This is a genomic window from Kitasatospora sp. NBC_00458 (assembly GCF_036013975.1).
GTDB lineage: Bacteria > Actinomycetota > Actinomycetes > Streptomycetales > Streptomycetaceae > Kitasatospora.
The window spans coordinates 5,090,910-5,117,005 of the sequence record NZ_CP107904.1 but is presented as its reverse complement, the minus strand read 5'-3'; the positions used below and the strand labels follow the sequence as shown (position 1 = coordinate 5,117,005).

At 74.7% G+C, this 26,096-nt stretch carries 23 protein-coding genes; 13 read left to right on the top strand and 10 right to left on the bottom strand.

From position 1 onward, the window contains the following. Nucleotides 1-55: 55 nt before the first annotated feature. The 3 genes from OG550_RS21330 to OG550_RS21320 form a co-directional block, all read right to left on the bottom strand. Nucleotides 56-574: a hypothetical protein gene (locus tag OG550_RS21330; RefSeq protein WP_327679888.1), complete on the bottom strand. Its 519-nt coding sequence runs from the start codon at nt 572-574 to the stop codon at nt 56-58. Between the two features lie 271 nt (nt 575-845). Further along, the gene (locus tag OG550_RS21325; protein WP_327679886.1) at nt 846-2,063 is read right to left on the bottom strand and encodes a methyltransferase domain-containing protein; all 1,218 of its coding nucleotides are present in this window, start codon (nt 2,061-2,063) and stop codon (nt 846-848) included. Further along, nucleotides 2,060-2,200 (bottom strand): hypothetical protein, encoded by a 141-nt coding sequence (locus OG550_RS21320; protein ID WP_327679885.1) that lies wholly within the window; start codon nt 2,198-2,200, stop codon nt 2,060-2,062. Before OG550_RS21320 ends, OG550_RS21325 begins: the two co-directional genes overlap by 4 nt. Before the next feature lie 575 nt (nt 2,201-2,775). Here OG550_RS21320 and OG550_RS21315 point away from each other — a divergent pair. Further along, nucleotides 2,776-4,089 carry a hypothetical protein gene (locus OG550_RS21315; RefSeq protein WP_327679883.1) on the top strand — a complete coding sequence of 438 codons (1,314 nt, stop codon included), beginning with the start codon at nt 2,776-2,778 and terminating at the stop codon, nt 4,087-4,089. Here OG550_RS21315 and OG550_RS21310 read toward each other — a convergent pair whose 3' ends face one another. Both OG550_RS21310 and OG550_RS21305 read right to left on the bottom strand, forming a co-directional pair. After that, nucleotides 4,090-4,623, bottom strand: coding sequence for an NUDIX hydrolase (locus tag OG550_RS21310; protein ID WP_327679881.1), 534 nt, complete (start codon nt 4,621-4,623; stop codon nt 4,090-4,092). A gap of 167 nt (nt 4,624-4,790) precedes the next feature. Next, nucleotides 4,791-6,251 carry an NCS2 family permease gene (locus tag OG550_RS21305; RefSeq protein WP_327679879.1) on the bottom strand — a complete coding sequence of 487 codons (1,461 nt, stop codon included), beginning with the start codon at nt 6,249-6,251 and terminating at the stop codon, nt 4,791-4,793. A 247-nt stretch (nt 6,252-6,498) separates the two neighbouring features. Here OG550_RS21305 and OG550_RS21300 point away from each other — a divergent pair, with 247 nt between their 5' ends. From OG550_RS21300 to OG550_RS21290, 3 genes are read left to right on the top strand one after another with little or no spacing between them, the layout of a single operon-like run. Beyond that, nucleotides 6,499-6,828: a DUF2530 domain-containing protein gene (locus OG550_RS21300; protein WP_327679877.1), complete on the top strand. Its 330-nt coding sequence runs from the start codon at nt 6,499-6,501 to the stop codon at nt 6,826-6,828. A 52-nt stretch (nt 6,829-6,880) separates the two neighbouring features. Beyond that, entirely contained in the window at nt 6,881-9,436 is a 2,556-nt protein-coding gene (locus tag OG550_RS21295; protein WP_327679875.1) for an HAD-IC family P-type ATPase, read from the top strand. Between the two features lie 38 nt (nt 9,437-9,474). Further along, nucleotides 9,475-9,711: a hypothetical protein gene (locus OG550_RS21290; protein WP_327679873.1), complete on the top strand. Its 237-nt coding sequence runs from the start codon at nt 9,475-9,477 to the stop codon at nt 9,709-9,711. A 141-nt stretch (nt 9,712-9,852) separates the two neighbouring features. Here OG550_RS21290 and OG550_RS21285 read toward each other — a convergent pair whose 3' ends face one another. Both OG550_RS21285 and OG550_RS21280 read right to left on the bottom strand, forming a co-directional pair. Further along, nucleotides 9,853-13,167 carry a sacsin N-terminal ATP-binding-like domain-containing protein gene (locus OG550_RS21285; protein ID WP_327679871.1) on the bottom strand — a complete coding sequence of 1,105 codons (3,315 nt, stop codon included), beginning with the start codon at nt 13,165-13,167 and terminating at the stop codon, nt 9,853-9,855. Nucleotides 13,168-13,462: 295 nt separating this feature from the next. Continuing rightward, nucleotides 13,463-14,344 carry a DUF3027 domain-containing protein gene (locus OG550_RS21280; protein WP_327684021.1) on the bottom strand — a complete coding sequence of 294 codons (882 nt, stop codon included), beginning with the start codon at nt 14,342-14,344 and terminating at the stop codon, nt 13,463-13,465. A 707-nt stretch (nt 14,345-15,051) separates the two neighbouring features. Between OG550_RS21280 and OG550_RS21275 the strand changes: the two genes are divergently transcribed. From OG550_RS21275 to OG550_RS21260, 4 genes are all read left to right on the top strand, one after another. Then, nucleotides 15,052-16,452 (top strand): MFS transporter, encoded by a 1,401-nt coding sequence (locus OG550_RS21275; protein ID WP_442906164.1) that lies wholly within the window; start codon nt 15,052-15,054, stop codon nt 16,450-16,452. Between the two features lie 142 nt (nt 16,453-16,594). Next, nucleotides 16,595-17,128 carry a hypothetical protein gene (locus OG550_RS21270; RefSeq protein WP_327679870.1) on the top strand — a complete coding sequence of 178 codons (534 nt, stop codon included), beginning with the start codon at nt 16,595-16,597 and terminating at the stop codon, nt 17,126-17,128. Nucleotides 17,129-17,138: 10 nt separating this feature from the next. After that, nucleotides 17,139-18,008, top strand: a complete 870-nt coding sequence (locus OG550_RS21265) for a futalosine hydrolase (RefSeq protein WP_327679869.1) — start codon at nt 17,139-17,141, stop codon at nt 18,006-18,008. Beyond that, complete coding sequence (locus tag OG550_RS21260; RefSeq protein ID WP_327679867.1) at nt 18,001-18,846, top strand: 1,4-dihydroxy-6-naphthoate synthase; 846 nt, start codon at nt 18,001-18,003, stop codon at nt 18,844-18,846. Before OG550_RS21265 ends, OG550_RS21260 begins: the two co-directional genes overlap by 8 nt. A 117-nt stretch (nt 18,847-18,963) precedes the next feature. Here the strand turns inward: OG550_RS21260 and OG550_RS21255 are convergent, their stop codons facing one another. Continuing rightward, nucleotides 18,964-19,347 carry a cold-shock protein gene (locus tag OG550_RS21255; RefSeq protein ID WP_327679865.1) on the bottom strand — a complete coding sequence of 128 codons (384 nt, stop codon included), beginning with the start codon at nt 19,345-19,347 and terminating at the stop codon, nt 18,964-18,966. Between the two features lie 469 nt (nt 19,348-19,816). On the opposite strand from OG550_RS21255, the gene OG550_RS21250 reads away from it, so the two are divergent. Then, nucleotides 19,817-20,053 (top strand): hypothetical protein, encoded by a 237-nt coding sequence (locus OG550_RS21250; protein WP_327679863.1) that lies wholly within the window; start codon nt 19,817-19,819, stop codon nt 20,051-20,053. Nucleotides 20,054-20,107: 54 nt separating this feature from the next. On the opposite strand, the gene OG550_RS21245 is transcribed toward OG550_RS21250, so the two are convergent. Then, nucleotides 20,108-20,737 carry an HAD family hydrolase gene (locus OG550_RS21245; RefSeq protein WP_327679861.1) on the bottom strand — a complete coding sequence of 210 codons (630 nt, stop codon included), beginning with the start codon at nt 20,735-20,737 and terminating at the stop codon, nt 20,108-20,110. Between the two features lie 94 nt (nt 20,738-20,831). Between OG550_RS21245 and OG550_RS21240 the strand changes: the two genes are divergently transcribed. The 4 genes from OG550_RS21240 (at nt 20,832) to OG550_RS21225 (ending at nt 24,852) form a co-directional block, all read left to right on the top strand. Beyond that, a complete protein-coding gene (locus OG550_RS21240) occupies nt 20,832-21,860 on the top strand; it encodes a FecCD family ABC transporter permease (RefSeq protein ID WP_327679859.1) in 1,029 nt (342 codons plus the stop codon). Beyond that, the gene (locus OG550_RS21235; protein WP_327679857.1) at nt 21,857-22,915 is read left to right on the top strand and encodes a FecCD family ABC transporter permease; all 1,059 of its coding nucleotides are present in this window, start codon (nt 21,857-21,859) and stop codon (nt 22,913-22,915) included. The genes OG550_RS21240 and OG550_RS21235 overlap by 4 nt, the downstream gene beginning before the upstream one ends. After that, nucleotides 22,912-23,793 (top strand): ABC transporter ATP-binding protein, encoded by an 882-nt coding sequence (locus tag OG550_RS21230; protein WP_327679855.1) that lies wholly within the window; start codon nt 22,912-22,914, stop codon nt 23,791-23,793. Before OG550_RS21235 ends, OG550_RS21230 begins: the two co-directional genes overlap by 4 nt. 72 nt (nt 23,794-23,865) lie before the next feature. After that, a complete protein-coding gene (locus OG550_RS21225; protein ID WP_327679853.1) occupies nt 23,866-24,852 on the top strand; it encodes an iron-siderophore ABC transporter substrate-binding protein in 987 nt (328 codons plus the stop codon). Nucleotides 24,853-24,983: 131 nt separating this feature from the next. Here OG550_RS21225 and OG550_RS21220 read toward each other — a convergent pair whose 3' ends face one another. Further along, a complete protein-coding gene (locus OG550_RS21220) occupies nt 24,984-25,958 on the bottom strand; it encodes a hypothetical protein (RefSeq protein WP_327679851.1) in 975 nt (324 codons plus the stop codon). Nucleotides 25,959-26,096: the final 138 nt, after the last annotated feature.

Here is a 26,096-nt window from a genome sequence, read left to right as displayed (position 1 = left end):
GCGTCCCCCCGCACACCCGCCCGCAGCACCCGCGGGCGACGTCCCCGAGCGGAGTCTAGACGAGCGGACCCGGCCCGGTGTCCGGCTTTTCCGCATGCGATCCACCAGCCGCCGCCTCCGCCTCCAGCAGCCCGCTGCGCTCCACCAACGACCGTACGGCGTCGACCCCGTGGGTCGACATGGTGGCCACCGCGGCCGCCCGGAGCGCCACCGAGCGGACGTCGTTGGCCCGCATCGCCGCGATCAGCTCCAGCTGCGCCGCCACCCGGTCCGCCACCTCGTCGTCGATGAAGTACGCCTGCGGCACGCCGAAGAAGTCGCCCAGCGCACGGAGGGTGCCCACGGTGGGGTTGCCGGCCCGCCCCTTGACCAGCGTCCACAGCCGCCCGACCGAGATCTTCGGGTCACCGTGCCGGGCCGCCTCGCGGATCCCGTCCACCACTTCCTGGAGGGTGTAGCGCCGCCCGAGCGGCTGCACGTACGCGAACAGGAACTCGACCCGCTTGCCGAGCCGCTCCGCCTCGGGATCGGTCGGCTGCCCCTCCTCCTCGCCGAACTCGTCCCGCTCGTCCATGCCCATCGCTCCCCTTCACCCACCACCGCCCGCCCACAGTACCGGTGACGACCCGACCACCGCGGATTCCCCGGTCACAACCACCACCCGCCCCTCCGGGACGACGACGGCCCCGCACCGGTGGAGGTGCGGGGCCCGACCGGAGGGGCGCCCCGCAAGCCACCGGCCCCGGCGCCCCGCGGCGCCGGGGCCGGGGCCGGGGCCGGGGCCGGTCGACGAAGCGGCTCGCCGCCCCTCCTCCCCGGTCGCGGGAGGGTATGCGTGGCCGCAGCTATCGAGGCCCCCGAACTCTGCTCTGCGGCGCTGCGGGAGAACCATCCCCGTCCCGGACGAGGTTGGCAGGCGTGTCGAGCCAGACGCTCTGTCCGTCCCGGGTCGCCGTGAGGCTGAACCGATCTGGACCGGGACGCCCCTGGTCGAGCCACCAGCGGTAGGCGGCCTCGGTCTCGTCCCACAATCGCCGCGGACCGTACTGCCACACGGTGAAGCGCTCGACGTCCTCGGCGCCGTCCCAGTCCACGGCCGCCCAGGACGACGCGTCGGTGGTGGCGAGCCACAGCCGAACCGCCACCCCGTCGACGTCCGGGTCATGCTGGCGGGCGTGCCAGACATCCCCGAGCCGGGAGCCGACGGCGAACTGGGCATCGAGGTCCTGGCCGGCGACCGCCCACGGGTCCAGATCGGTCGCCGACTCGTCCGGGACGTGGTCATCGCGCACCACGTCCCGGAAGATCCGCAGGTCGGACCGGTGACCGCGCATCAGCATGAACGAGCCGTACGGCATGAACCGGCCCTCGGCGAGCCCGTCGCGCACCGTCAGGCGGAGCATGCCCCAGCCGATCCACGGGTTCTCCCACGGCGTGAGGATGACCCCGCCGGGCCGCACCTGATCGAGCCACGCCCCCGGGACACGGTTCACGGCACAGGTACAGATGATCCGGTCGAAGGGCTGACCGGCCGGCCATCCGGCGCCGCCGTCGGCGCAGACCACCTCGGGACGGAGCCCGGCCCGACCGAGCGCGGTCCGGGCGGCGGCGGTCACCCGGGCGTCCACTTCGACCGTGGTCACGTTGGCATCGCCGAGGCGGTACGCGAGGAGGCCCGCGTTCCAGCCGGTGCCGCTCCCCACCTCCAGCACCTTCATGCCCTCACGGACAGCGAGGTCTTCGAGCATGCGGACCACGACCGACGGCATCGACGCCGACGACGACGGCCACACCTCACCGTCCTCCGAGTCGGTCCCGTCGTTCACCTGCGTGACCACCGGGGCGTTCGCGTACGCGGCGCTCAGCCATCCGGTGGGGTCATTGGCGCGGTCCAGCGGCTCGTTGTTCTCGCCGACCCAGATCCGGTTCGGGATGAACAGGTGCCGGGGGACGGCCGTGAGCGCCTTGACCCACTCGTCTCGGATCTCGCCGCCGAGATCGTCAGTGACGGAGCGGAGCAGGCCGCGCAGAGCGGCCTGCTCCTCGTGCCGGGCGAGCGTCACTTCTTGTCGCCACCCTTGTGCTTCGGCTCCGGCTCCGGTCGCGCGCCGTCCTTCGACGGCTTGTCCTTGCTGAAGTCCTTGTCCCCACCGTGCTTACCGCCGCCGGAGCTTCCACCCTTGCCGGTTCCCCATGCCATGGGTCGTCCCCTCTCTCGCTTCTGGTGAGTGTGCTTGCTCAGGCCGCCGAACCGCCGTGGTTCGGGGCCGACGGGCCGGGCGGACGCTCCTCGGGCTTCGGCTTCGGCTTCTTCGGCTCAGTGCTCACAGTGGTGTTCCTTCCATCGGTCATTCGCGGTGGTGCAGGGGAGGCCGACCGGCCCCCGGGGGAACGGTGCGACCGGCCGCAGGCCGGCGTCGGCGACCAACTCGCCCGCGCACAGGTCCACGTCTCGCAAAGCGTCGTCCGAGAACGGGACGCTCCAGTCCCGGGCGGTCTCCACGACCAGGCGACGTGCCGGCGGGACAGCGGCCGGATCGGGCTCCACACCCCACTCGTACGGCACCGGGAACCGGGCGGTGTTCAGCGGACTGATCAGCACGGACCGCCTCCGTCTCGGTCGGGTGCTCCGGGCTTCTCCCGGAGGAATCCCAGAATCGCGAGACGGCCCCTTTCGAGATAAGGCCAGCGCGTGTACCCACGGTGGATAAACTCGCGGTCAGTCATCCCACGTGACACTCAGCGATGACCTTCCCGAGTCCGGGGGTGCCGAACGTGAGCGAGGCCACAGCCTCTCCGGGGTTGCCGAGCCGACTGCTGGCAGACCCCGAGATGGTCTCCGCCTGCGCAGCCAGGGACTTCGCCCAGATCTTCCAACTTGCCAAGCGCAGAGGCGGATTTCATCCGTCCCGCATCGCACGGGCCTGCGAACTGACGCCCAGCAGGGTCGGGGAGGTCATGCGTGGCAAGCCGAAGATCACCACCATGGACGTCATCGAGCGGATCGCCGACGGCCTCAGGATCCCGGGACACATGCTCGGCCTCGCCGATCGAAGCTGGGAGCGTCCGGCAGTCCCCGAGCAGCGTCAGCCGACCGCGGTGGCCCGGCCGGTTCAAGAAGATCGGCCGGTGGCGGCGGGGGCGAGCGGCGATCTGGACGAAATCCTTGCCGTCGCGGCCGGTACCAGGGTCACGCCCACCATGCTGCGATCTCTCCAGGCGTCCATCGAGGACTACTGGAGGCACGATGACGAGCACGGCGGGGAAGCTCTCCGTCCAGCGGTGATCGGGCAGCTCAAGTACGTCAAGGGCATACTGCGGGACACCGCGGACCCAGCCTTCCGGCACAGCCTCCACGGCATCGCGGCAGAACTTGCACGCCTCACCGGATGGACATACTTCGATGCCCGCCAACACAGCGCGGCCCGGGGCTACTTCACCGAGTCGCTGCGACTGGCGCGGGAGATCGATGACCGCCCGTTCATCGCCAACGTGCTCGCCTGCCTCAGCCTTCAGGCCACCTACCAGGACAAGGCCGAAGACGCCGTCACGCTTGCGCGGGCCGCGCAGGACAGCGCGCGCCTCGACGGCGGCACGCCCAGGCTGCTGGCCATGCTCTACATGCGTGAAGCCTTCGGCCACGCCAGCGCCCACGACCAAGCCGCCACCTACGAGGCGATCGGCGAGGCACAGCACCACTTCGGACGCATTGCCCCGTCCGACGACGATCCGGCCTGGTTGCAGTACTTCGATCACACCAAGCTCACCGTGGACACCGGGATCGCACTCGGTCAACTCGGAGACGCGACCGCGGCCGAACCTCTCATCGCCGAGGCTCTGCGAGCCGAGCCGACGGCGAACCTGCGAGGCCGAGCGTTCCACACGTTCTGGCTTGCTCGGACGCAACTCCAGGGCCTCAAAGTCGAGTTGGCCTGCACCACGGCCGGACAGGCACTCGACCTCGCGGCCATCGTGGAGTCTCCCAGGGTGGTCGCACACCTTCGAGAGTTCCGCCGGTCACTCAAGCCGTACCGCCACACTCCGGCAGCGATGGAACTGGTCAGTCGTATCACCGAGTTGGGCAGCTGATCAGAGTCCGGCCTCATCCAGCAGCAGGTAGAGCACGCCCACCAGCGAGCCGCTGCTGACGATCTCGCGGCGGTCGATCATGCCGCGCAGCTCGGACAGGGCGACCCACTCGATCCGGTCGGACTCGTTGCGTTCGGTCGGCGGCCCGACGTACTCGACGGCGTCGGCCCGGAAGACGAAGTGCTCGGAGTCGGTGATCCCGTTCGCCGGCTGGGCGTAGATCAGCGGCTTGACCTCGCCGACCGTCCAGCCCGTCTCTTCCAACGCCTCGCGGGCCGCCGCGTCCGCCGGCGTCTCGTCCGACTCGATCAGGCCCATGGGGAGTTCCCAGGCCCAGGTGTCGGTGATGAAGCGGTGCCGCCACATCATGAGGACCTGCTTCTCGCTGTTCACGATGGCAGCCACAGCCAGGTGCCGCAGCTTGACCACGTGATGCTCCCACCGGTGACCGTCGGGCTGCTCGACGTCGGCCAGCCACAGGTCCACCCATGGGTTCTCGTAGATCGGACGTTCCCCGTGGATCTTCCACTGCATGGCCGCGGCCCCTCTCGACGGACCTTCAGCATCGCAGAGCAGAGCGACCTCAACGGCCCACTCCGGCAAATTCGCGTCAGACTGACGAATACTGGTGGCCCTCGCACGCTCCGACGACGACGGCCCCGCACCGGTGGAGGTGCGGGGCCGTCGGGAGCTCGGCGGGGTCAGAGCAGACCCAGGGCCGGCATCAGGTAGTAGAAGGCGAAGACGGCCGAGACCGCGTACAGCGCCACCGGGACCTCGCGGCCGCGGCCGGCGGCCGCGCGGAGGATGCAGAAGGTGATGAAGCCGAACCCGATGCCGTTGGTGATGGAGTAGGTGAACGGCATCATCACGATGGTCAGGAAGGCCGGGATCGCGATGGTGTAGTCGGCCCAGTCGATGTCCTTGACCGAGTTGGCCAGGATCAGGAAGCCGACGGCGACCAGGGCGGGGGTGGCGGCCTGGGCGGGGACCATGGTGGCGAGCGGGGTGAGGAAGAGGGCCACCACGAAGAGGCCGCCGGTGACGATCGAGGCGAAGCCGGTGCGGGCGCCCTCGCCGACGCCCGCGGTCGACTCGACGAAGCAGGTGTTGGCCGAGGAGGAGGTGGCGCCGCCCGCGGCGGTGGCGATGCCGTCGATCATCAGGACCTTGTTGATGCCCGGCAGGTCGCCCTTCTCGTCCAGCAGGTGGGCCTCGTCGGCGACGCCGAGGATGGTGCCCATCGCGTCGAAGAAGCAGGACATCAGCACGGTGAAGACGAAGAGCACGCCGGTGAGGACGCCGACCTTCTCGAAGCCGCCGAACAGGCTGACCTGGCCGACGAGGCCGAAGTCGGGGGCGGCGACCGGGTTGCCGGGCCAGGCGGGGACGGCGAGGCCCCAGTTGAGGGCCGGGATGTCGGCTATCTTGTCGATGACGACGGCGAGGACGGTCATCACCGCGATGGAGACCAGGATCGCTCCGGGCACCTTGCGGACGATCAGCACCAGGGTCAGCAGCAGGCCGAGCACGAAGACCAGGACGGGCCAGCCGAGCAGGTGGCCGCCGGTGCCGAGCTGGAGCGGGACGGTGGTGTGGGCGGCGTCCGGGATGCGGCTGACGAAGCCGGAGTCGACCAGGCCGACGAGGCAGATGAAGAGGCCGATGCCGATCGCGATGGCCTTGCGCAGGCCGAGCGGGACGGCGTTCATGACGCGCTCGCGCAGCCCGGTGGCGACCAGGAGCATGATCGCGAAGCCGGCCAGCACCACCATGCCCATGGCGTCGGGCCAGGTCATCTTGGGCGCGAGCTGGAGGGCGACGATGGTGTTGACGCCGAGGCCGGCGGCCAGGCCGATCGGGACGTTGCCGATGACGCCCATCAGCAGGGTGGTGAGGCCTGCGGTGAGCGCGGTGGCGGTGACCAGCTGGGCGCTGTCGAGGTGGGCGCCGGTCATGTCCGTGGCGCTGGCCAGGATGATCGGGTTCAGCACCAGGATGTACGCCATGGTGAAGAAGGTGGCGATTCCGCCGCGGATCTCGCGCGGCAGGGTGGAGCCGCGCTCGCTGATCCGGAAGTAGCGGTCCAGTGCGCCGGTCGGGGGCTTCGGCGCGTCGGCAATGGGCTCGGGCGACTCGTCGGTCGGCTGGGCCACGGGCATGCTGCGTCCTCTGGTGGGGGCTGAGGAGGGGGGGTCCCGCCCGGAGCGACGGTGGCCGGGCGACCCGGTGGGACGGGCACGAAGCAAGGTGTCCTGAGCATGCCGCGGCCGACCGGAGTCACAAGTATGGGTTCCTCGATCGCCCGTTCGCTATCTTCGCGCGTAGAACGAAGGGGTTCCCGGAAAGCAGGGGAACAGCGACCGCACGGAATCGGACAAGCGCCCGCCGCACCGTACCCTAGGGCCCATGCCGAAGACGCCGCTGCACCCCTCGCCCCCGCCGCTGGAGGCCAACGATGTCGCCATCGTCGGCGGCGGCACGGTGCTGTGGTTCGTCGCCTTCCTGGTGATGCTCCCCTTCTGGGGCACCCTCTCCGACCACGGCCACGGCAACTGGCCGTGGATCTGCCTGGCCGGCAGCGGCCTCGGCCTGATCGGCCTCTGGTACTGCCGCGCCCGCCGGGACGCCATCGCCCGCAGCCGGGCCGCCGGGACGGCCGACCTCGCCGGGGCCGCCGCGGCGCCGAAGCGGGGCCCGAACGGGAACGACGCCGACCCGGCCACCCAGTCGGACTGAATAGTCCTTTAGTAGCACGCATCGGACATAAGGCACCCGTAGAGTCGGTGCCATGACGCAGCCCGCCCAGCCTGCCGGGGACCAGCCCACCGAGGAGAAGTCCGAGGGCGCCCACCCGCTCGGGCTGTTGCCCGGCCGGCGCGGCGGGCTGACCTCCGCCGAGGTGGCCGAACGGGTCGCCCGCGGCGAGGTCAACGACGTCCCGGTCCGCTCCAGCCGCTCGACCAGGGAGATCGTCCGGGCCAACGTCTTCACCCGCTTCAACGCGATCATCGGCGTGATGTTCGGGATCATCCTGGTCGTCGGACCGCTCCAGGACGGACTCTTCGGCCTGGTCATCGTCGCCAACACCGCGATCGGCATCATCCAGGAACTGCGCGCGAAGAAGACGCTGGACAGCCTCGCGCTGATCGGCGAGGCCAAGCCCCAGGTGCGCCGGGACGGCACCGTCCAGCAGGTCGCGGTCGGCGGGATCGTGCTGGACGACACCGTGCTGCTCGGCATCGGCGACAAGGTGATCGTCGACGGCGAGGTCACCGAGGCCGACGGCCTGGAGATCGACGAGTCGCTGCTCACCGGCGAACCGGACCCGGTCCTCAAGCAGCCCGGCGACCAGGTGATGTCCGGCAGCTTCGTGGTGGCCGGCGCGGGCGCGTTCACCGCCACCAAGGTCGGCCGCGAGGCCTACGCGGCGCAGCTGGCCGAGGAGGCGAGCCGGTTCACCCTGGTGAAGTCGGAGCTGCGCAGCGGCATCGACAGCATCCTGCGGTTCATCACCTGGCTGCTGGTGCCCACCGCGATCGGCCTGATCATCAGCCAGCTGGCGGTGGAGGGCAGGGACTGGCGGGAGGCGGTCCGCCGGATGATCGCCGGGATCGTGCCGATGGTGCCCGAGGGGCTGGTGCTGCTGACCTCGGTGGCCTTCGCGATCGGGGTGGTCCGGCTGGGCCGCAAGCAGTGCCTGGTGCAGGAGCTGCCCGCGATCGAGGGGCTGGCCCGGGTGGACACCGTCTGCCTGGACAAGACCGGCACCCTGACCGAGGGCGGCATGGACGTCGTCGACCTGCGCCTGATCGACACCGGCGAGGACCCGGACCACCCCCTCCCGGACGGCCCCGCCCCCGACGCCCCCGCCCCGGACGGACGGCGCCCCGCCGGCCCCGGGGACTCCCCCCGCGGCCGGGGCGGACCGGACGACCGCGGCACCGTCAAGGAGACCGTCAAGCAGGCCCTGGGCATGATGGCCGGGGCCGACGCCCGCCCCAACCCGTCCATGCGGGCCGTGATCGACGCCTACGGCGACGGCAGCGGTGAGCGCACCGGCGGCTGGCGGGTGATCGAGGCGATGCCCTTCTCCTCCGCCCGCAAGTGGAGCGGCGTGCAGCTGCTGGAGCCGCAGGGCGGCGAGGCCACCTGGCTGCTCGGCGCGCCGGACGTCCTGCTGCCGGCCGGCCACCCGGCGCTGGCCGAGGTCGACGAGCTGGGCGCCCAGGGCCTGCGGGTGCTGCTGCTCGGCCGCACGGCCGTGCCGCTGGACGCCCCGGACCCGGCCGCCGGCCTCCGGCCGCTCGCGCTGGTGGTGCTCCAGCAGCGGCTGCGCGACGACGCCGCCGACACCCTGCGCTACTTCGAGAGCCAGCGCGTCCAGGCCAAGGTGATCTCGGGTGACGCCGCCGTCTCGGTCGGTGCGGTCGCCGCCCACCTCGGCCTGCCCGGCGCCGACCACCCCCTGGACGCGCGCACCCTGCCCGCCGATCCGCAGGCCTTCGCCGACACCGCCGAGCGGACCACCGTCTTCGGCCGGGTCACCCCGCAGCAGAAGCGCGAGCTGGTCGGCGCGCTGCAGTCGCGCGGGCACACCGTGGCGATGACCGGCGACGGCGTCAACGACGTGCTGGCGCTCAAGGACGCGGACATCGGCGTGGCGATGGGCACCGGCAGCGACGCCACCAAGGCGGTCGCGCAGATCGTCCTGCTGAACGACTCCTTCGCGACGATGCCCTCGGTGGTCGCCGAGGGCCGCCGGGTGATCGGCAACATCGAGCGGGTGGCCGGGCTCTTCCTAGTGAAGACGGTCTACTCGGTGCTGCTGGCGCTCCTGGTGATCTTCACCCACTCGCCGTACCCGTTCCTGCCGCGGCACTCGACCGTGCTCTCCACCCTCACCATCGGCGTCCCGGCCTTCTTCCTGGCACTGGCGCCCAACAACGAACGGGCCCGGACGGGCTTCGTCCGGCGGGTGCTGCGGCTGGCGATCCCCGGCGGCGTCATCGCCGGCACGGCCACCTTCACCGCGTACGCGCTGGCCCGCGCGGACCACGCGACCGACCTGGAGTCGGACACCAGCGTGGCCACCCTGACGCTCTTCCTGGTCGCGATCTGGGTGCTGGCGATCGTGGCCCGGCCGTACAACTGGTGGCGGCTGCTGCTGATCGGGACGATGTGCGGGGCGTTCACGCTGGTGCTGACCGTGCCGTGGCTCTCCGACTTCTTCCAGCTCTCGCTGTCCGGCACCCGGGACCCGTGGATCGGCGTCGGCATCGCGCTGGTCGCCGGAATCCTGCTGGAAGTGACCTGGCGGATCATGCGGCGCACGGCGGATGATTGACCCCACTGGACGGATCGAGCCCGAACGGGGGGTGCCGGATGGCGCGCAGGGGTGGGGAACTGGAGGCGTTCACCGCCTTCCTCGGCGGCCTGCTGGCGACCGGACTGCTGGGTCTGGTCATGGCCGGGTTCGGCGTGCTGGCCGGGATCCACGCCGGACCGCTGCTGGTGAAGGTGGCGACGGCCGTGCTGGGCGCGGTCTGGGTGGTCGTGACGCTCGGGATCTACCTGCGGCTGATCGCACGGGGCCGCACCCGCCCCGGTTCCCGCTCCTGAGCCACCGGAGCCGAACGCAGGCGCTGAACGCAGGAGTTGAGCACCGGGCCGACCGGCGGGACGGCACGCCGGCGCGGGGCGCCGCGGTGCGGTCGGGTCGGCGCCGGAGCCGACTCGACCGCACCGGACCGCACCGTCCGATCAGCCCTCGAAGTCCCGGGCCGCGGACAGCTCGTACGCCCGGTCCGGCTCGCTGAGCGCGGCCAGCACCTCGAACCGCCGGTGCCACTGCCCGACCGACCAGGCCAGCCCCGCGGCCAGCCCCTCCGGAGTGGCCGCGTGCAGCAGCCCGGGCACCGGCGGCACCTCGAACTCGTCGTCCTCGTCCGCCTCTTCGGCCGCCTCCGGGTCGTACGGCGCCTCCGGGGCCGGCGCGCCGGTGTCCCAGCGCCAGTCGACCGCGGCCTCGTCGCCGTCCGGGCCGACCACCAGCAGCTCCTCGTGCTCCTCGTAGGCGACCGGACAGCCGGGCAGCAACTCCCGCACCACCGCAGGGACCCGGTGCAGAACGCCCTCCGAGAGCACCCGGCCGCCGGCCACCTCGCTGGCCAGCGAGACGTGCAGCCGCTCGGCGAGGTCGGCGGCGAGCGCCGGGGCGACCGGCAACAGTGCGTGGTCGTGCAGGAGTTGGACGAGGTCGGGAGCGTCGGCGACCACCGCGTCGGCGGCGTCCACGATCACCGTGTGCGCCGGGCGGCGACCGGTGGACCGGTCGAGCGGCGGCAACGCCCGTACCACGTCCAGCGGTTCGATCCGCTCGACCGGGACGCGCGCCAACGCGCTGTGGATCCCGTGCAGTTGGCGGTGGCCGACCTCGGCCTCCGGGTCGGTGAGCCGGTCCAGCACCTCGTCCGGGCCGTGCACCTCGGCGAGCAGCGCGGCCAGCGTGGTGCGCACGCCCAGCGCGTGCAGGAACTGCTCGTCGAGCGTGGTGCGCGCCTCGTCGTAGAGGCCGCGGAGCAGCGGGTCGGCCCCGGCCGCGCGCAGCCCGGCCGGCTCCCGGCCGTCCAGCACCGGGTGGTCGCGCAGCCACCAGGCGGTGTACGGCGGCAGGTCGGCGTACGAGCCGTCGGGCAGCAGCGTGCGGACGGGGTTGACCACGGCGTCCCGGTACGGCGGGCGGGCGAGGGCGGCCAGCGCCTGCGGCCAGGCGTCGTCCTCCACCAGGTCGAGGTCGCGGACGACCAGCAGCTCGGCGGCGACCGGCGGGACCCCGACCGGGTCGCCGGAGTCGGCGTTCAGCGTCTCCAGCACCTCCTCGGCCCAGTCGGCGAGCCCGTCCGGCGCCTCGTCGATCAGGCCGGTGGCGTGGCCGCCGGCGGCGCGGTCGGCGGGTGCGGTGGGGTCGAGCCGCTCCAGGTCGTCCGGGTCGAGCACGACGTCCTCGGCGCGGGCCAGCACGAAGTCGGCCAGCACGCCGACGGCGGTGAGCACCTCGGGGCCCCACCGCTCCAGCAGCTCGTCGTCCACCCAGCCCGCGTCGTCCTCCCGAACCAGTGCGGCGAACGCGCTGTCCGGCAGCACGAGTTCACCTGCGCGGGCCGGCTCGCCCTCGTCGTCGAGCAGCGCGAGGCGGGCCAGCCAGGGGTGCTCGCCGGCGGCCGGGGCGGCCGCCTTGACCAGGGCCAGGACGGCATCGGCGAGGTCGGCGGCGGCGTCCGGGTCGTCCTCGGCCACGTCGTGGGAACGGGCGACGGCGGCCCGCACCTCGGGGGTGTCCAGCACTCCGGCGGGGGTGGCGGCGCCTGCGCCGAGCTTGGCCAGCAGCGGGTGCGCGGCGTCGGCGTGGGCGAGCCGCAGGTCGAGGACGGCCAGCGCGCCGGCCAGCGACTCGGGGTAGCCGGGGAACGTCGCCCAGTCGGCGTCGTCGGAGGGCAGCAGGACGCGGCGCGGACCGGTGACGGTCCGTCCGTCCGCGAGCGGGACGGGCAGCGCGCCGAGCGCCTCGGGGTCGGCGCCGCCGAGCGCCGCGTACAGGTTCCGCCACCAGGCCGGCTCACGGTCCAGGCCGCCGAGCTGGTCGACCACGTCGGCGAGCGGCACCCGGCGCACGTTCAGCACCCGCAGCTCGGTCCGCCGCTCCAGGCCGGCCGGCAGCAGGCCGGGGAAGATCGGCGCCAGCGCCTCGACCACCGAGCCGTCCGCGCCCTCCAGCAGCGTCGCGTCCCGGGGGCGCAGCGCGGGGGTGCCCTGCTCGACCGGCGCGGGGTGCGGCAGGAACGGCGTGCCGGGCAGCCGGGAGAGGATCGCGGCGCGCAGCGCGTTGTCCAGCGCGCCCTGGCCGAGCGGCCCGGGGACGAGCCCGAGCGATCCGAGGTCGCCGCCCCGGGCGCGCAGCAGGTCGGCGTAGCAGTCCGCGGCGCGCTCGGTGAGGAAGTCGGCGAGCGGGCCGGGGGCGACGTGCCGGCGGGTGGAGTCCAGCGGGTAGGAGGCGATCAGCAGCGCGGGCAGTCCGAGCGGCTCGTCGCTGGGCGTCGGCGCGTGCAGCACCGGGTCGATCCCGGGTGCCTGCGGGGCACCCTCGGCGTCGACCGGGACGGCCCAGGTGACCGTCCAGTACGGGCGGGTGCGCTCCTCGGTGGGGCGGTCGGCGAGCAGGGCGGCGTCCAGTTCGCCGGAGGCGCCGGCGGTCTGCCAGACGGTCCGCCGCAGCCGGCCGCCCGCGTCGTCGGTGACGGTGACCTCGGTGACGCCGTCCGGGCGCGGCTCGGCGGCGCTGCGGGTGAGGACGCGGGTGCCGTCCGGGGTCTCCACCACGATCTCGGCGAGGCCCGCGAGGGTCAGCAGCAGGGCGTCGTCGACGGCGGCCAGCAGACGGCGGGTCAGGTCCTCGGCGGCCGCGTCGCGCAGCGGCAGGACGACCACCGTGTCGTACCCCTGGGGCGCCGGTCCCTCGGCCGCGAACGGCAGCCGCAGCAGGGGCACGTGGCCGTCCCGGCGGCGGAGCTCCTCGGCCAGCGCGGGCTGCGCCTCGGCCAGCGAGCGGGCTTCGCCGAGCGACCAGCGCACGCCGCCGGCGGCGCCGAGCACGGCGGGCTCGTCGGTGACCGCGAGGACGGCGGCGAAGCCGACGCCGAACCGGCCGACGGTGGTCCGGCCCGCGGCCGCGGAGTCGCGCTTGGAGGAGGCGCGCAGGGTGGAGAGCGACTCGACGGCGGCGGCGTCCAGCGGCGCACCGGTGTTGGCGGCGGCCAGCACGCCGTCCGCCAGGGTGAGCCGCAGTCGGCCGGGGGCACCGCCCGCGCGGGCGGCGGCGTCGGCGGCGTTCTGCGCCAACTCGACCACCAGCCGGTCGCGGTAGCCGCCGAGGGCGAGTTCCTCCTCGGCGTTGGCGTCCTCCCGGAACCGGGCCGGGGAGGCGGCCCAGGCGTCCAGCACCCGACGGCGCAGCCCGGCGCTGTCGAAGTGGTCCGCGAGGTGCTCGTCCGTTCCGCTGCCGATGATCCGAGGTTCCACTGGACCTGCCGCCTTCCGCCGCCCTGTACTTCGTACGGGGCATTCTCCCCCGCCCGGGGACCCCCGGCCGACCGGGGTGGGCGCGGGCCCGGGCCGTGGCGCCGTACCGGTCCGACGAGGGGGGATCCGACGGTGTCCGACGGTGTGCCGGTGTCCGGTGGCGGGGCGGCGGGAGCACGGCCGCGGCCGACGACGGGAGCGCGGTCGCGGGTGACGGCGGGAGCGCGGCCGCGGGCGGCGTTCCGGCCGCCGCCGACCTGCGGCCCCGCCCCGTGGGGCAGGGCCGGCGACGGGCTCAGGAGTGGCCGAGCTCCTCGGCCGGGGCGTCGGGCTCGACGGAGCCGGAGGTGCGGTCGGGGTGCAGCTGCAGCGGCTCGACCACCAGCTCGTCCAGGATCAGCTCGGACGGCGCCGGCGGGGCCGGGATGACCGCCGCCTCGGAGTGGCCGCCGCAGCCGTACTCGAAGGAGACGATCTGGCCGTCGGCCGGGCCGAACTCGTTGCCGCAGACGCCGAAGGCCTGTCCGAGCGTGCCGCCGATCGGGATCAGGAAGCCGCAGCTGACGCACGAGGCCGGGGCGGACTGCGCCATCGGGGTCTGCGAGCCGTGCGCCTTCTCCCAGCGGTCGGCGGCCAGGTGCAGGCCGAGGCGGGACAGCACCCGGCTGCGGCCCAGGCCGAGCTCGTCGGCGACGGCACCGATCTGGGCGCGGGCCGGGGCGGGCTGGACGTGCGGGTCGCTGACCACCACGTCCTCCTGGGCGACCTGGGCCACCGCGGAGTTCGGCGCGGGCTCGTCCTCGCCGGTCCAGCCGGGTTCGAGGCGCAGGTCGTCGGCGTCGGTGGGGAGCAGGTCGCCGGGGCCCATGTCGCCCGGGCGCAGCCGCTGGCTCCACGGCACCCACTGCGGGGCGAGGATCGCGTCGGATCCCGGCAGCAGCACGACCTCGTCCAGCGTCACGTTCTTGGCGCGCGGGGCGCGGGCCACGGTGACGGCCCAGTGCCAGCCGCGGTACGCGGCGTCGAGGCACTCGAAGGTGTGGGTGACGACACGGTCGGCCTCCGCCTGGGCGCCGAGGTGCGCTCCCACGGTTTCCGCGCCGACGGCCTCTTCCGCGGCCTGGCGGGCGAGTTCGACGGCCTCGGCACAGAGCCGATCAGGGGTACGGCTTCGCATCGCAGCACTCACGGCGTCGATTCTCTCCCAGTTCTTCTGTCACCCACGGCGTGTTGCCTGTCCGTCGCGGCTCGGTGTCCCTCGTCCATTCTGCGCGACCGCGGCCCGCCTCGGATACCGGCCGCGCCGCTCGCCGGGTCCGGCGGGCGCCGGCCGATCGCTCGGGCGGACCCTGGGCAGGCTACCCGTCGGTCGGCCACCCGGCACAGTCCGGGGCCGTACCGGGTCGGGACGGCGGTGCGCGAAAGCGCCGGACGGGCGGTACCCGCCGTGCTCACGGACCGTGCCCGGCCGCGCCGCGCGGAGCGGAATCCCGCGTTGCCGTCCCGATTCTGGGGCAGGATGGGCTTGTGGCGGACGAGAACCCGTCGCAGCACGTACTGCGCCCCTCGCAGGCCGGCAGCCCCGACGAGGCGAACGCCGTGCCGCGACAGCAACCTCCGGTCCACGGTGCGGGCGAACCGCAGACCGTGGACGCCTCCGCGACGCCCGCCGACCCTTCCGGCCCAGCGCCCGCCCCCACCCCCGCCCCGGGAGATCCGGCGCCCGGGGAGCCCACCGGGTCCGACGGGCCCCCGTCGGGTGGCCACCCGGAGACCGCGCCGACGGAGCGGGACGGAGCGCCGACGGAGCGGGACGGAGCGCCGACGGATCAGGCGGGGGACGGCGGGGAGGACGAGGAGGGCGAGGAGCCCCGGCGCCACTTCCTGGTCCGCACCGCCTCCGCCGCCGGCTCCCGCACCGGCAAGGTGGTGCACGGCACCGGACGCCGGATCCGCCGGGCCACCTCCGCGGAGGGCGCCGGCGAGTCGGGCCTGGCCAAACTGATCGAACTGCACGCGCTGAACTCCTTCGGCGACATGCTGATCACCGTCGCGCTGGCCTCGACCATCTTCTTCTCCGTCCCGACCGGCGAGGCCCGCGGCCGGGTGGGCCTCTACCTGCTGATCACGATGGCGCCGTTCGCCCTGCTCGCCCCGGTGATCGGCCCGCTGCTGGACCGCCTGCCGCACGGCCGCCGGGCCGCCATGGCGATGTCGATGCTGGCCCGCGCGGTACTCGCCTGGACCATGGCCGGCGTGGTCTCCGGCGGCGGGCTGGCGCTCTACCCGGAGGCCCTGGGCGTGCTGGTCGCGTCCAAGGCGTACGGGGTGGTGCGCAGCGTCGTGGTGCCCCGGCTGCTGCCGAGCCGGCTGTCGCTGGTGAAGGCGAACTCCCGGGTCACCCTGGCCGGGCTGCTCGCCACCATGGTGGCGGCGGGGGTGGGAGGGCTGCTGCACCTCATCGGGCCGGGCTGGCCGCTGCGCGGGGCGTTCCTGGTCTTCGTGGCCGGCACCCTGATGGCCTTCCACCTGCCGCACAAGGTGGACTCGGCCAAGGGCGAGCAGCGGGCCGTCCTGCACGCCGAGGAGCACGGGACGGGGCACCAGGGCGTCCTGCACGGCAGGACGCCCGGACAGGCACCCGGGCAGGCGGCCGGGCAGGCGCCCGCCGAGCAGCGGCCCAAGGCGTCGCTGCGCACCGTCGGCCCGTCGGTGATCCTCGCGCTGCGGGCGATGTCGGCGCTGCGCTGGCTGGTCGGCTTCCTGGTGATGTTCCTGGCGTTCCTGCTCCGCGAGGAGCCGATCGGCGACCTCCAGCCGACCCTGGCGCTCGGCCTGGTGGCGCTGGCCGCCGGCACGGGCAACGCGCTCGGCTCGGTGCTGGGCGCGATGCTCCGCACCCGCGGCCCCGAGGTGACGGTCACCGCGATGCTGCTGCTGGCCGGCTGCGCCACGGCGGCGGCCGCGCTCTGGTACGGCGCGGTGACGGTGGTGCTGGTCGCCGGGACGTCCGGGGTGGCGGCCTCGCTGGGCAAGCTGTCGCTGGACGCGCTGATCCAGCGGGACGTCCCCGAGTCGGTGCGGACCTCCGCCTTCGCGCGGTCGGAGACGCTGCTGCAGATGTCCTGGGTGGCCGGCGGCGCGGTCGGCATCCTGCTGCCGCTGAACGGCGCGCTGGGCCTCTCGGTGGCGGCCGCGGTGATCGGCGCGGTGCTGCTCTGGACGGTCCGCTCGCTCTTCCGGGTGGGGTTGCGGCACCGCTCGGCCGCGCCCCGGGTGGCGTAGGCAGCGTCTCCCGGAACCCTGCCGGGCGGCCCCGGGCGGCGCGCGCCGCCGGTCACCGGCCGGACCGGCCGGCGCCGGGGCACAACACGCGGTTGCCGACCCCCGCGTAGCGTGATCGGGAAAGCCCGGTAGCCTCTGACGCATGAGCCTCAGCACCCGTGTCATCGCCGCCCTCGGCGCCGTCGTCGTGATCGGCGCCGGCACGGTCGGCGGGTCCATCGCGTTCGCGTCCAACCAGCACGAGATCAGCGACCACCGTGTGACCCTGACGGTCGGCAACTCCTCGTTCGCGGCGGACCCGTTCTGCTTCAACGACGGCAGCCCGCTGACCGACCAGCAGCAGGAGGAGTGCCAGGAGAAGGCCGGCAAGGCCCTGGAGGACGGCTCGCTCCCCAAGTCCGACGTGACCGTCAGCGACCGGATCGGCGTCGGCGTGAGCCCGGAGGTGGCGGACCGCGGCTGGTGGGCCAACACCAACGGCGGCCAGCAGGGCTCCGGCGGCCGCTTCATCCTGGCCTCGGCCGCCAAGGACACCACCTACTCGGGCTCGGTCCCGGCCAGCAAGGCGCTCAACGCCTCGGGCAAGACCCTGGTCACCGTGGTGGAGACCGACCCGCAGCAGCCCGACGCGATCTACGGCGTCTGGTACTTCCAGCTGAACACCCAGGACAACTGACGGTCCTCCGGTGACGGTACGGACGGTACGACCTCCCGACGAGCAGTCGGGCCCCGCGCGGGCCCGGCTGCTCGTCGTCGTCGCGGTGCCCGCCGAGGCCGCGGCGGTGCTGCGCGGCCTGACCGCCACGGCCCCGGACACCGCCGCCGGTCCCGCCCCGGCGGCCGGCGGAGTGCCGTGGCCCGGCGGCGCACCGGACCGGGTCGAGCACCCGTCGGGGGTGACGGTCGACGTGCTGGCCGGCGGGGTCGGCCCGGCCGCCGCCGCGGCCGCCGCGGCCACCGCCCTCACCGCCACCCGCTACGACCTGGTGATCTCCGCCGGGATCGCCGGCGGGTTCGCCCCGCAGGCGCCGGTCGGTGCGACCGTGATCGCCGAGCACATCGTCGCCGCCGACCTGGGCGCGGAGACCCCCGAGGGCTTCGCCGACGTCACCGAGCTGGGCTTCGGGACCGTCCGCCACACCCCCGCGCCGGCCGCCGTGGCACTCGTCGCGGAGGCCCTGGGCTCCACCGGGGCGCCGGGCACGACGGGCCCCACCGCACCCGGTGCCGCCGCGCCCGCCACCGTGCTCACCGGCACCGTGCTCACCGTCTCCACAGTGACCGGCAGTGCCGGACGCGCCGCCGCCCTGGCCGCCCGCCACCCGCGGGTGGCGGCCGAGGCGATGGAGGGCTTCGGGGTCGCCGAGGCGGCCGCCCGGCACGGGGTGCCGGTGTTCGAGCTGCGGACCGTCTCCAACCCGGTGGGCCCGCGCGACCGGGCCGCCTGGCGGATCGGCGACGCACTGGCCGCGCTGGAGCGCGCCTTCGCCGCCCTCCCCTACCCCGAGCTGCTGACATCCTGCCGGAACGCGTCGAAGGAGGCCGGCCGTGGCTGAACGGCTGAGCATCGCCTACTCGCCCTGCCCGAACGACACCTTCGTCTTCCACGCCTGGGCGCACGGGCTCGTCCCCGGTGCGGACGCCCCCGAGGTCACCTTCGCGGACATCGACGTCACCAACGGGCTGGCCGAGCGCGGCGAGCTGGACGTCCTCAAGGTCAGCTACGCGGCCCTGCCCTGGGTGCTGGACGAGTACACGCTGCTGCCCTGCGGCGGCGCGCTCGGACGCGGCTGCGGCCCGCTGGTGCTGACCCGCCCCGACGCCGGCGACGACCTGAGCGGCAGGACGGTCGCCGTCCCCTCCGAGCGGTCCACCGCCTACCTGCTGTTCCGGCTCTGGGCCGCCACGGCGGTACCGGGGGGCCTGGGCGAGGTCGTCGTCCTGCCGTTCCACGAGATCATGCCCGCCGTCCGGGACGGCCGGGTGGACGCCGGCCTGGTCATCCACGAGGCCCGGTTCACCTACCGGGACTACGGCCTGCGCCGCCTCGCCGACATGGGCGAGGCCTGGGAGCGGGAGACCGGGCTGCCGATCCCGCTCGGTGCGATCATCGCCAAGCGCTCCCTGGGCGGCGAGCGGCTGAGGGCGCTCACCGAGGCGGTCCGCGCCTCCGTCCGGCAGGCCTGGGACGACCCGGCCGCCAGCCGGGAGTACGTGCTGGCGCACGCCCAGGAGATGGACCCGGCCGTCGCCGACCAGCACATCGCCCTGTACGTGAACGAGTTCACCGCGGAGCTCGGCGAGGAGGGCCACGCCGCCGTCCGCGCACTGCTCACCCGGGCCGCCGCCGAAGGGCTGGTGCCCCCGCTCGGCCCGGGTGCGCTGGACTTCTAGGGCCCGGCGGGGCCGGACCGGCCCCAGGACCTTCCGGAGCTCCCCCGTGAGCCCTCCGGACCGTGTCCGGGCCCCGGGCCGCCCTGAGGCGGACTCCCCGGGGCCCGGACACCGGCACTACACGTCGAACTGCTCCGCCACCCCGCGCAGCAGCACCGCCAGCTTCTGCCCGGCGGGCTTCGCCGGGTAGCGGCCGTGCTGGAGGCCCGGCAGCACCGCGTCCATCATCGTGATGAGGTCCTGGACGAGCGCCGCCATGTCGTCCGGGCTCTTCCGCTGGGCGGCGGCCACCGACGGCAGCGCCTCCAGCAGGGTGACCTGCATCGCCTGGTCGCCGCGGTGGCCGGCGACCACGCCGAACTCGACCCGCTGACCCGGCTTCAGCGACGTGATACCGGCGGGCAGCGCCTTGGTGTGGACGAAGACGTCGCCGCCGTCGTCGCGCGACAGGAAGCCGAAGCCCTTCGTCTCGTTGAACCACTTGACCTGGCCGGTGGGCATCTCGAACAGTCCTCGATATGGGTGTGAGGGACCCCCGGCCCTGGCCGGGGATCACTGGGTGGTGGGTGGGCGGACCGACCTTGGGGGGACGCGCCGAGAGGCGCGTACGGTCAGCACGCTGTAGAGAGCAGACTAACGGTCCGTCACTGTCTCATCCGCGTTCCGCGAAAGATCCGTACGGAGCTCCGGCGACCGCGGGCGACCCGGTACCGGCACGGCCGGGGCGCGGCTGGGCGCTTTCCACAGGTTCACACCCCCGGTCGGAGAGAGCGGGGCGCACTGGCGCGCCCCTCGGCACAGCCTGCATACCCCCGCCCAGCAGGGATCGAAACTCCCAGCGCCCGGGAAACTGCGCAACGTGACGGGCCGCTCGTCCGCGAAGCGGCGCCGGCCGCGGGTGCCGGGGACGGCGGCCTCCGGGCCTCTGCGAGACTGGGACGCCAGCCGACCCCGCAGAGGAGCAAGCCCAGTGAGCAGCCAGAGCGCCGACCGCGGCGATTCCTACGTCAAGGCCGGAGCGATCGTCTTCGGGCTCGGCGCGCTCGCCACCCTGGTGACCTTCGTCCCGCTCTTCCTGCACCTGACTCCGCTGCCGACGGCCGCGTACTGGCTGAGCATGCTGATGCCGCTGGGCTTCCTGTCCGCGCTGACCGGGCTGCTGCTCTCGGCGCGCGACCAGCGCCGCAGGGCGCGCGCCCGGGCCTGACGCCCCCGGGCGGCCGACTGCCCGGACCGCCCGAGCCGACCGGCGGTCCGCCGGTCAGTGCCCCGCGAGGTGCCCGGCCAGCCAGTCCGGGAACTCCGTGAGGTCGGCCAGCACCACGTCCGCGCCCGCCGCCAGCAGCTCCGCCGCACCGTACGGGCCGGTGGCCACACCGACCGCGACGGCGTCCGCGCTCCTGGCGCCCCGGATGTCGCCGAGGTGGTCGCCGACGTAGACGCTCGCGCCGTGCTCGCGCAGCGCGTCGCCCTTGGTCTCCGCCCAGAGGTCACCGACCAGGGCGTCCGCGTGCAGGCCCGCGTGGTCGAGGTGGAGCCTGGCGTTCGGCTCGTACTTGCCGGTGATCACGGCGACCCGGCCGCCGTGCGAGCGGACCGCGTCGACGGCGGCGTGCGCGCCGGGCAGCGCGACGGTCGGGGCGAAGGCGTGCTCCCGGTACAGCGTGCGGTACCGGTCCGCGACCGCGTCCAGGCCCTCCTCCGGGAACCAGTGCCGCAGCTCGTCCAGGAGCGGCGGACCGAGCCGGGTGACCGCCAGGTCCGCGTCGATGTAGGTGTCGGTCTCGGCGGAGAGCACCAGGTAGGTGGCCCGGATGCCGGGCCGGGTGTCCAGCAGCGTCATGTCGAGGTCGAAGCCGACGGTGAGCGGGGCGTTCGAGGTCGCAGGCATGCCGTCAGGCTATCCAACCCGCCCGGCCGGACGATTGGCCCCGGCACCTCCGTGGGTACGCAGTCCTGCCTGAGGTGTCTGCGGGGGGAGAGCCGTGACCGAGAGCACCGCGCCCGGCGGGCGGCGGCTGCTGCGCCGCCGGACCCTCCGGCTCGCCGCCGCGCTGGCCGTCCTGGTCGCCGCCGTGCTGCTGAGCCTCGCGGTGGGCAGCCGCACCGTCCCCCTGGGCGGGACGGTCGACGCCCTGCTGCACGGCGGGGACACCCCCGACGCCGTCGTCGTCCGCGAACTGCGGATGCCCCGGACGGTGGTCGGCCTCGCGGTCGGCGCGGCGCTCGGCCTGGCCGGCGCCGTCATGCAGGGCGTCACCCGCAACCCGATCGCCGACCCGGGCATCCTCGGCGTCAGCCAGGGCGCGGCGGCCGGCGTCGTGCTGGCGATCTCCGCCTTCGGGGTCTCCACGCTCACCGGCTACGTCTGGTTCGGCTTCGCCGGCGCGGTGGTCGCCGCCGTCCTGGTGCACGGACTGGCGGGGCGCGGCCGGGGCGGGGCGACTCCGGTCAGGCTGGCGCTGGCCGGCTCCGCGATGTCCGCGTTCATCGCCTCGCTCAACACCCTCGTGCTGACCACCGACGCCGCCACCATGGACCGGTTCCGCTTCTGGCAGGTCGGCTCGCTCTCCGACCGCACCTCCGACGTGGCCCGGCAGCTGCTGCCGTTCCTGCTGGTCGGCACGGTGCTGGTGTGCGCGGTGGCGCGCGGACTGGACGCGCTCGCGCTCGGCGAGGACACCGCGAGGGGGCTGGGGGCGAGGACCGGGCCGGTCCGGGCGGTGGGCGCGCTCGGCGCGACCGTGCTGACCGGTTCGGCGGTCGCCGCGGCCGGTCCGATCGCCTTCGTCGGCCTGGCCGTGCCGCACGCCGCCCGCGCGGTCGCCGGGGCCGGCCACCGCTGGGTGCTCGCCTTCTCCGCCGTGCTCGGCCCGGCGCTGCTGCTGCTCGCCGACACCCTGGGCCGGGTGCTCTTCCCGCCGTCCGAGGTGCCGGCCGGGGTGATGACCGCGCTGGTCGGGGTGCCGGTGCTGGTGGCGCTGGTCCGGCGGCGGAAGGTGGTGGCCGCGTGAGCACCCCCTCCGCCGTCTCGCTGCGGGGCTACACCGTGCTGCGGGCCGGGCGGGCCTCGTTCCTCCTGCACCGGCGTTCGGCCGCCACCGCGGCCGGGCTGCTGGCGGCGCTCGCCTGCGCCGTCGTCGCCTCGCTCTGCCTGGGCGAGTCCACCGTCCCGCCGGGCGAGGTGGTGAGGGTTGTGCTGGGGCGGCCGAGTCCGCACGAACTGGTGGTCGGCGGGTTCCGGCTGCCCCGGGTGGTGGTGGGCCTGCTGGTCGGCACCGCGCTCGGCCTGGCCGGCGCGCTGGTCCAGACCGTCGCCCGCAACCCGCTGGCCAGCCCGGACGTGGTCGGCGTCTCCTGGGGGGCGACGGCGACGGTGGTCGGCCTGACGGCGTACGGCGTGGTCGGCTCCCCCGGTGAGGTGCCGTTCGCGGCGGTGGCCGGCGGGCTGGCGGCCGGCCTGCTGGTGTACCTGCTGGCGTGGCGGCGCGGGCTGCACGCGCAGCGGTTCGTGCTGGTCGGCATCGGCGTCTCGGTCGCGCTCTCCTCGCTCACCTCCCTCTTCCTCACCAGGGGCGACGGCCTCCAGGCGCAGGCCGCCGCGGTGTGGATGACCGGCAGCCTCAACGGCTCCGGGTACGACCAGGCGGGCGGGCTGGCCCTGGTGCTGCTCGCCGCCCTGCCGGTGGCGCTCTGGGCGGCGCGGGCGCAGCGCTCGATCTCCTTCGACGACGCCACCGCCGTCGGGCTGGGCCTGCGGCTGGACCGGATCCGGCTCGGCATGGCGCTGCTCGGCACCGTGCTCGCCTCCTGTGCGGCGGGTGCGGCCGGCCCGGTGGACTTCGTCGCGCTGACGGCCCCGCAGATCGCGCTGCGGCTGACCCGCTCGGCGCAGATCCCGCTGTTCTGCTCGGCGCTGACCGGTGCGCTGGCCGTCGTGCCGGCCGACCTGCTGGCGCGGCGGCTGCTGGCGCCGACCGAGCTGCCGGTCGGCGTGGTGACCGGGCTGGTCGGCGCGCCGTACCTGATGTGGCTGCTGGTCCGTTCCCGCCGTGGAGGTTCCCGATGACCGCTGACGCGGTGTCCGCCGAGCCCGAGCCCGCCCGCCCCGAGGCCGCACCGCCGGGGCCCGCCGGGACCGCCCCCGCCCACCGGCTCGAAGCGCGGGGCCTGACCCTCGCCTACGAGGCCCGCACCGTCACCGAGGGGCTGGACCTGCGGATCCCGGACGGGAGGGTCACGGTGATCGTCGGGCCGAACGCCTGCGGCAAGTCCACCCTGCTGCGCGCGCTCGGCCGGCTGCTGAAGCCGACCCGCGGCGCCGTCCTGCTGGACGGCGAGGAGCTGGCGCGCGTCCCCACCAGGCGGATCGCCCGGCGGATCGGGCTTCTCCCGCAGTCGCCGACCGCGCCCGAGGGCATCACCGTCGCCGACCTGGTCTCGCGCGGCCGCCAGCCGCACCAGAGCTGGTGGCGGCAGTGGTCGGCACAGGACGAGGCGGCCGTCGCCGAGGCGCTGGAGCGGACCTCCACCGCCGACCTGTCGGAGCGCGGCGTGGACGAGCTGTCGGGCGGGCAGCGGCAGCGGGTCTGGATCGCGATGGCGCTCGCCCAGGACACCGACGTCCTGCTGCTGGACGAGCCGACCACCTTCCTGGACATCGCGCACCAGGTGGAGGTGCTGGACCTGGTCCGCCGACTGAACGTGGAACGCGGGCGGACGGTGGTCGCCGTCCTGCACGACCTCAACCAGGCGTCCCGGTACGCGGACCACCTGGTCGCCATGCGGGACGGGCGGATCGTCGCCGAGGGGCCGCCGGCGGAGGTGGTGACGGCGGACCTGGTGCGCGCGGTGTTCGGGCTGGACGCGGTGGTGGTGCCGGATCCCGTGACGGGTACGCCACTGGTGGTGCCGGGCGCGCCGTGGGCGGCCAAGGCGGACACATAGCGCCTTTTTCTTATCGAACTCGGACATAATCGACGGATTGCCGTCCCGTCCCGATCCGTCCGAGGACCGCCGATGACCCCGATGACCCGCCGCGCCCTGCTGACCGCGTTCGGCGGGCTCGGCGGCGCCGCCCTCACCGGCTGCACCACCCGGCACGCGCCGCCCCCGCCCGTGGACGGCGTGGTCACCGCCGAGTCGGCCACCCCCTCGCCGCTGCCGGACGTCGTGGTCACCACCGCCGTGGGACCGGTCGCCGTACCGGGTGCGCCGATGCGGGTCGTCACCCTGGACACCGCCGAACTGGACTCCGCGCTCACCCTCGGCATCACCCCGGTCGGCGCGGCCCGGCCCGCGGCGGACCCGGGCTTCCCCGACTACTGGCCGGCCTCCCGGCTCGCCCCGATCGCCCTCGTCGGCCCCGTCGGCGACCCCGACCTCGGCGCGATCCGCGCCCTCCGGCCGGACCTCATCCTCTCCAACCAGGGCCGGGACGGCGGCCGGTACGAGGCGCTGCGGGCGATCGCCCCGACCGTCCTCACCCAGACCACCGGCGCGCCCTGGAAGGCCAACGTCCAGACGCACGCCCAGGCGCTGAGCCGGCAGGACGCGGCCGCGGCGTTCGCGGCCTCCTACCAGCGGCACGCCGGCCAGGTGGTGACGGCGCTGGCGGACGCCAAGGCGAGCGGGCGGAAGGTCAGCCTGGTCCGGTTCGTCGAGGGCGGGGGCATCCGGCTGTACGGGAGGCAGAGCTTCCCGGGGTCGGTGCTGACCGACGCCCAGGTGGGGCGGCCGGACGCGCAGAACACCGACCAGGCCGAGGTGGAGCTCCCCGCGGACCAGCTCGCCAGGGCCGACGGGGACCTGCTGCTGTACGCGACGTACGGCGACCCGGAGCGGGCCGGCACGACGGCCGCGCTGGCGAGCCCGGCCTGGCAGGGGCTCGGCGCGGTCAGGGCGCACCGCGCGTTCCCGGTCGACGACCAGCTGTGGTTCCAGGGGATCGGCTACACGGGGGCCAACTACGTCCTGACGGAGCTGCAGCACTTCCTGGGCGCCTGACCCCGCGGGCGCCCCGGTCCGGCCCGGGCCCGCCCGGCGGCGGCGCCGTCGCGCCGCCCACCGGTCCGCCGTCCACGGGTCCGCCGTCACCGACCCGCCGTCCACCGACCCGTCGTCTACTGGCCCGTCGTCTACTGGGCCGGCTCGGCCGCCCGGCGCCGCCGGACCGCCATCGCCAGCAGGAAGACGGCCGACAGCACCGCCGCCAGCCGCAGCACGTCGGGCGCGGCGCTCCACACGGCGTCGGTGGGCTGCTGCCCCTGCTCCAGTCCGCTGCCCCAACGCCCCTGTGCGCGCCCCCAGAACCAGAGGGAGCTGCCGCTGACCGTCATCAGCGGGATCCCGAAGACGGCCAACTTGCGGGCGAAGTCGGTCAGGTGGCGGGACAGGTAGCCGAGCGCCCAGCCCACCAGCATGGCGATCAGCTGACCGGTGACGGCTCCGCCCACCAGGACGGCGGCGGCCAGCAGCAGCAGGGGCGCGGGGCGTCGGCCCGCCCCCGCCCCGGCCTTCGCCGCTGGGCCGGGGGCCGCGGCGTCGGGAGCGGCAGCGGCCTTCCGGCCCTTGGACCGGCCCGGCGCGCCCTTGCCGGACGCGCCCTCGCCCTGCCCCGCCCGCCCCTTGCCCGCCTTGCCCTTGCCCGCCTTGCCCTTCCCGGGGGCGGCAGCGGCCCCCGACTCGGCGGCACCGCCGCCGGTACCGGCGGCACCGTCCGGGCCTTCCTCGGCGGTCCCGTCCGGGGCGGAGCCGTCCTCGGCGGTCCGCTGCCCGGGGATCGGCCTGTCGGACGCCGCCGGCCCCTCCCCGAAGTCGATCGACACGTAGTCCCAGTCGCCCGTGCTCATCGCCCGGTACGGCGCGGGCAGCGCCTCCGGGTCGTCGGGCGCCCCCTCCACCCGCTTCGCCACCCACGGCGAGTCCCCGCCGTACGAGTCCCCGCCGCGCGGCGGCGCGGCCAGCGACCGGGTGCCGGAGGACGGCGACGGCAGCGACGGAGCGGGAGACGTGGACGGCGGCGCGGACGGGGGCGCGGGCGGCGGCGCGGCGGGGCGCGGCGGTGCCGACGGGCGCGGAGGCGTCCCGGGCGCCGGCTCCTGGGCGTACACGCTGTCCCCGTCACCAGCTCCGGTCTGGCCCGCGGCACCCCCCGAGCCCGGTGGCTCGCTCCAGGGTCCCTGCTTGCGCCACCACTCGCCGTCCGACATCCCCACCACACCCCGCCTTGCCCGAACCCGGACCGGAAC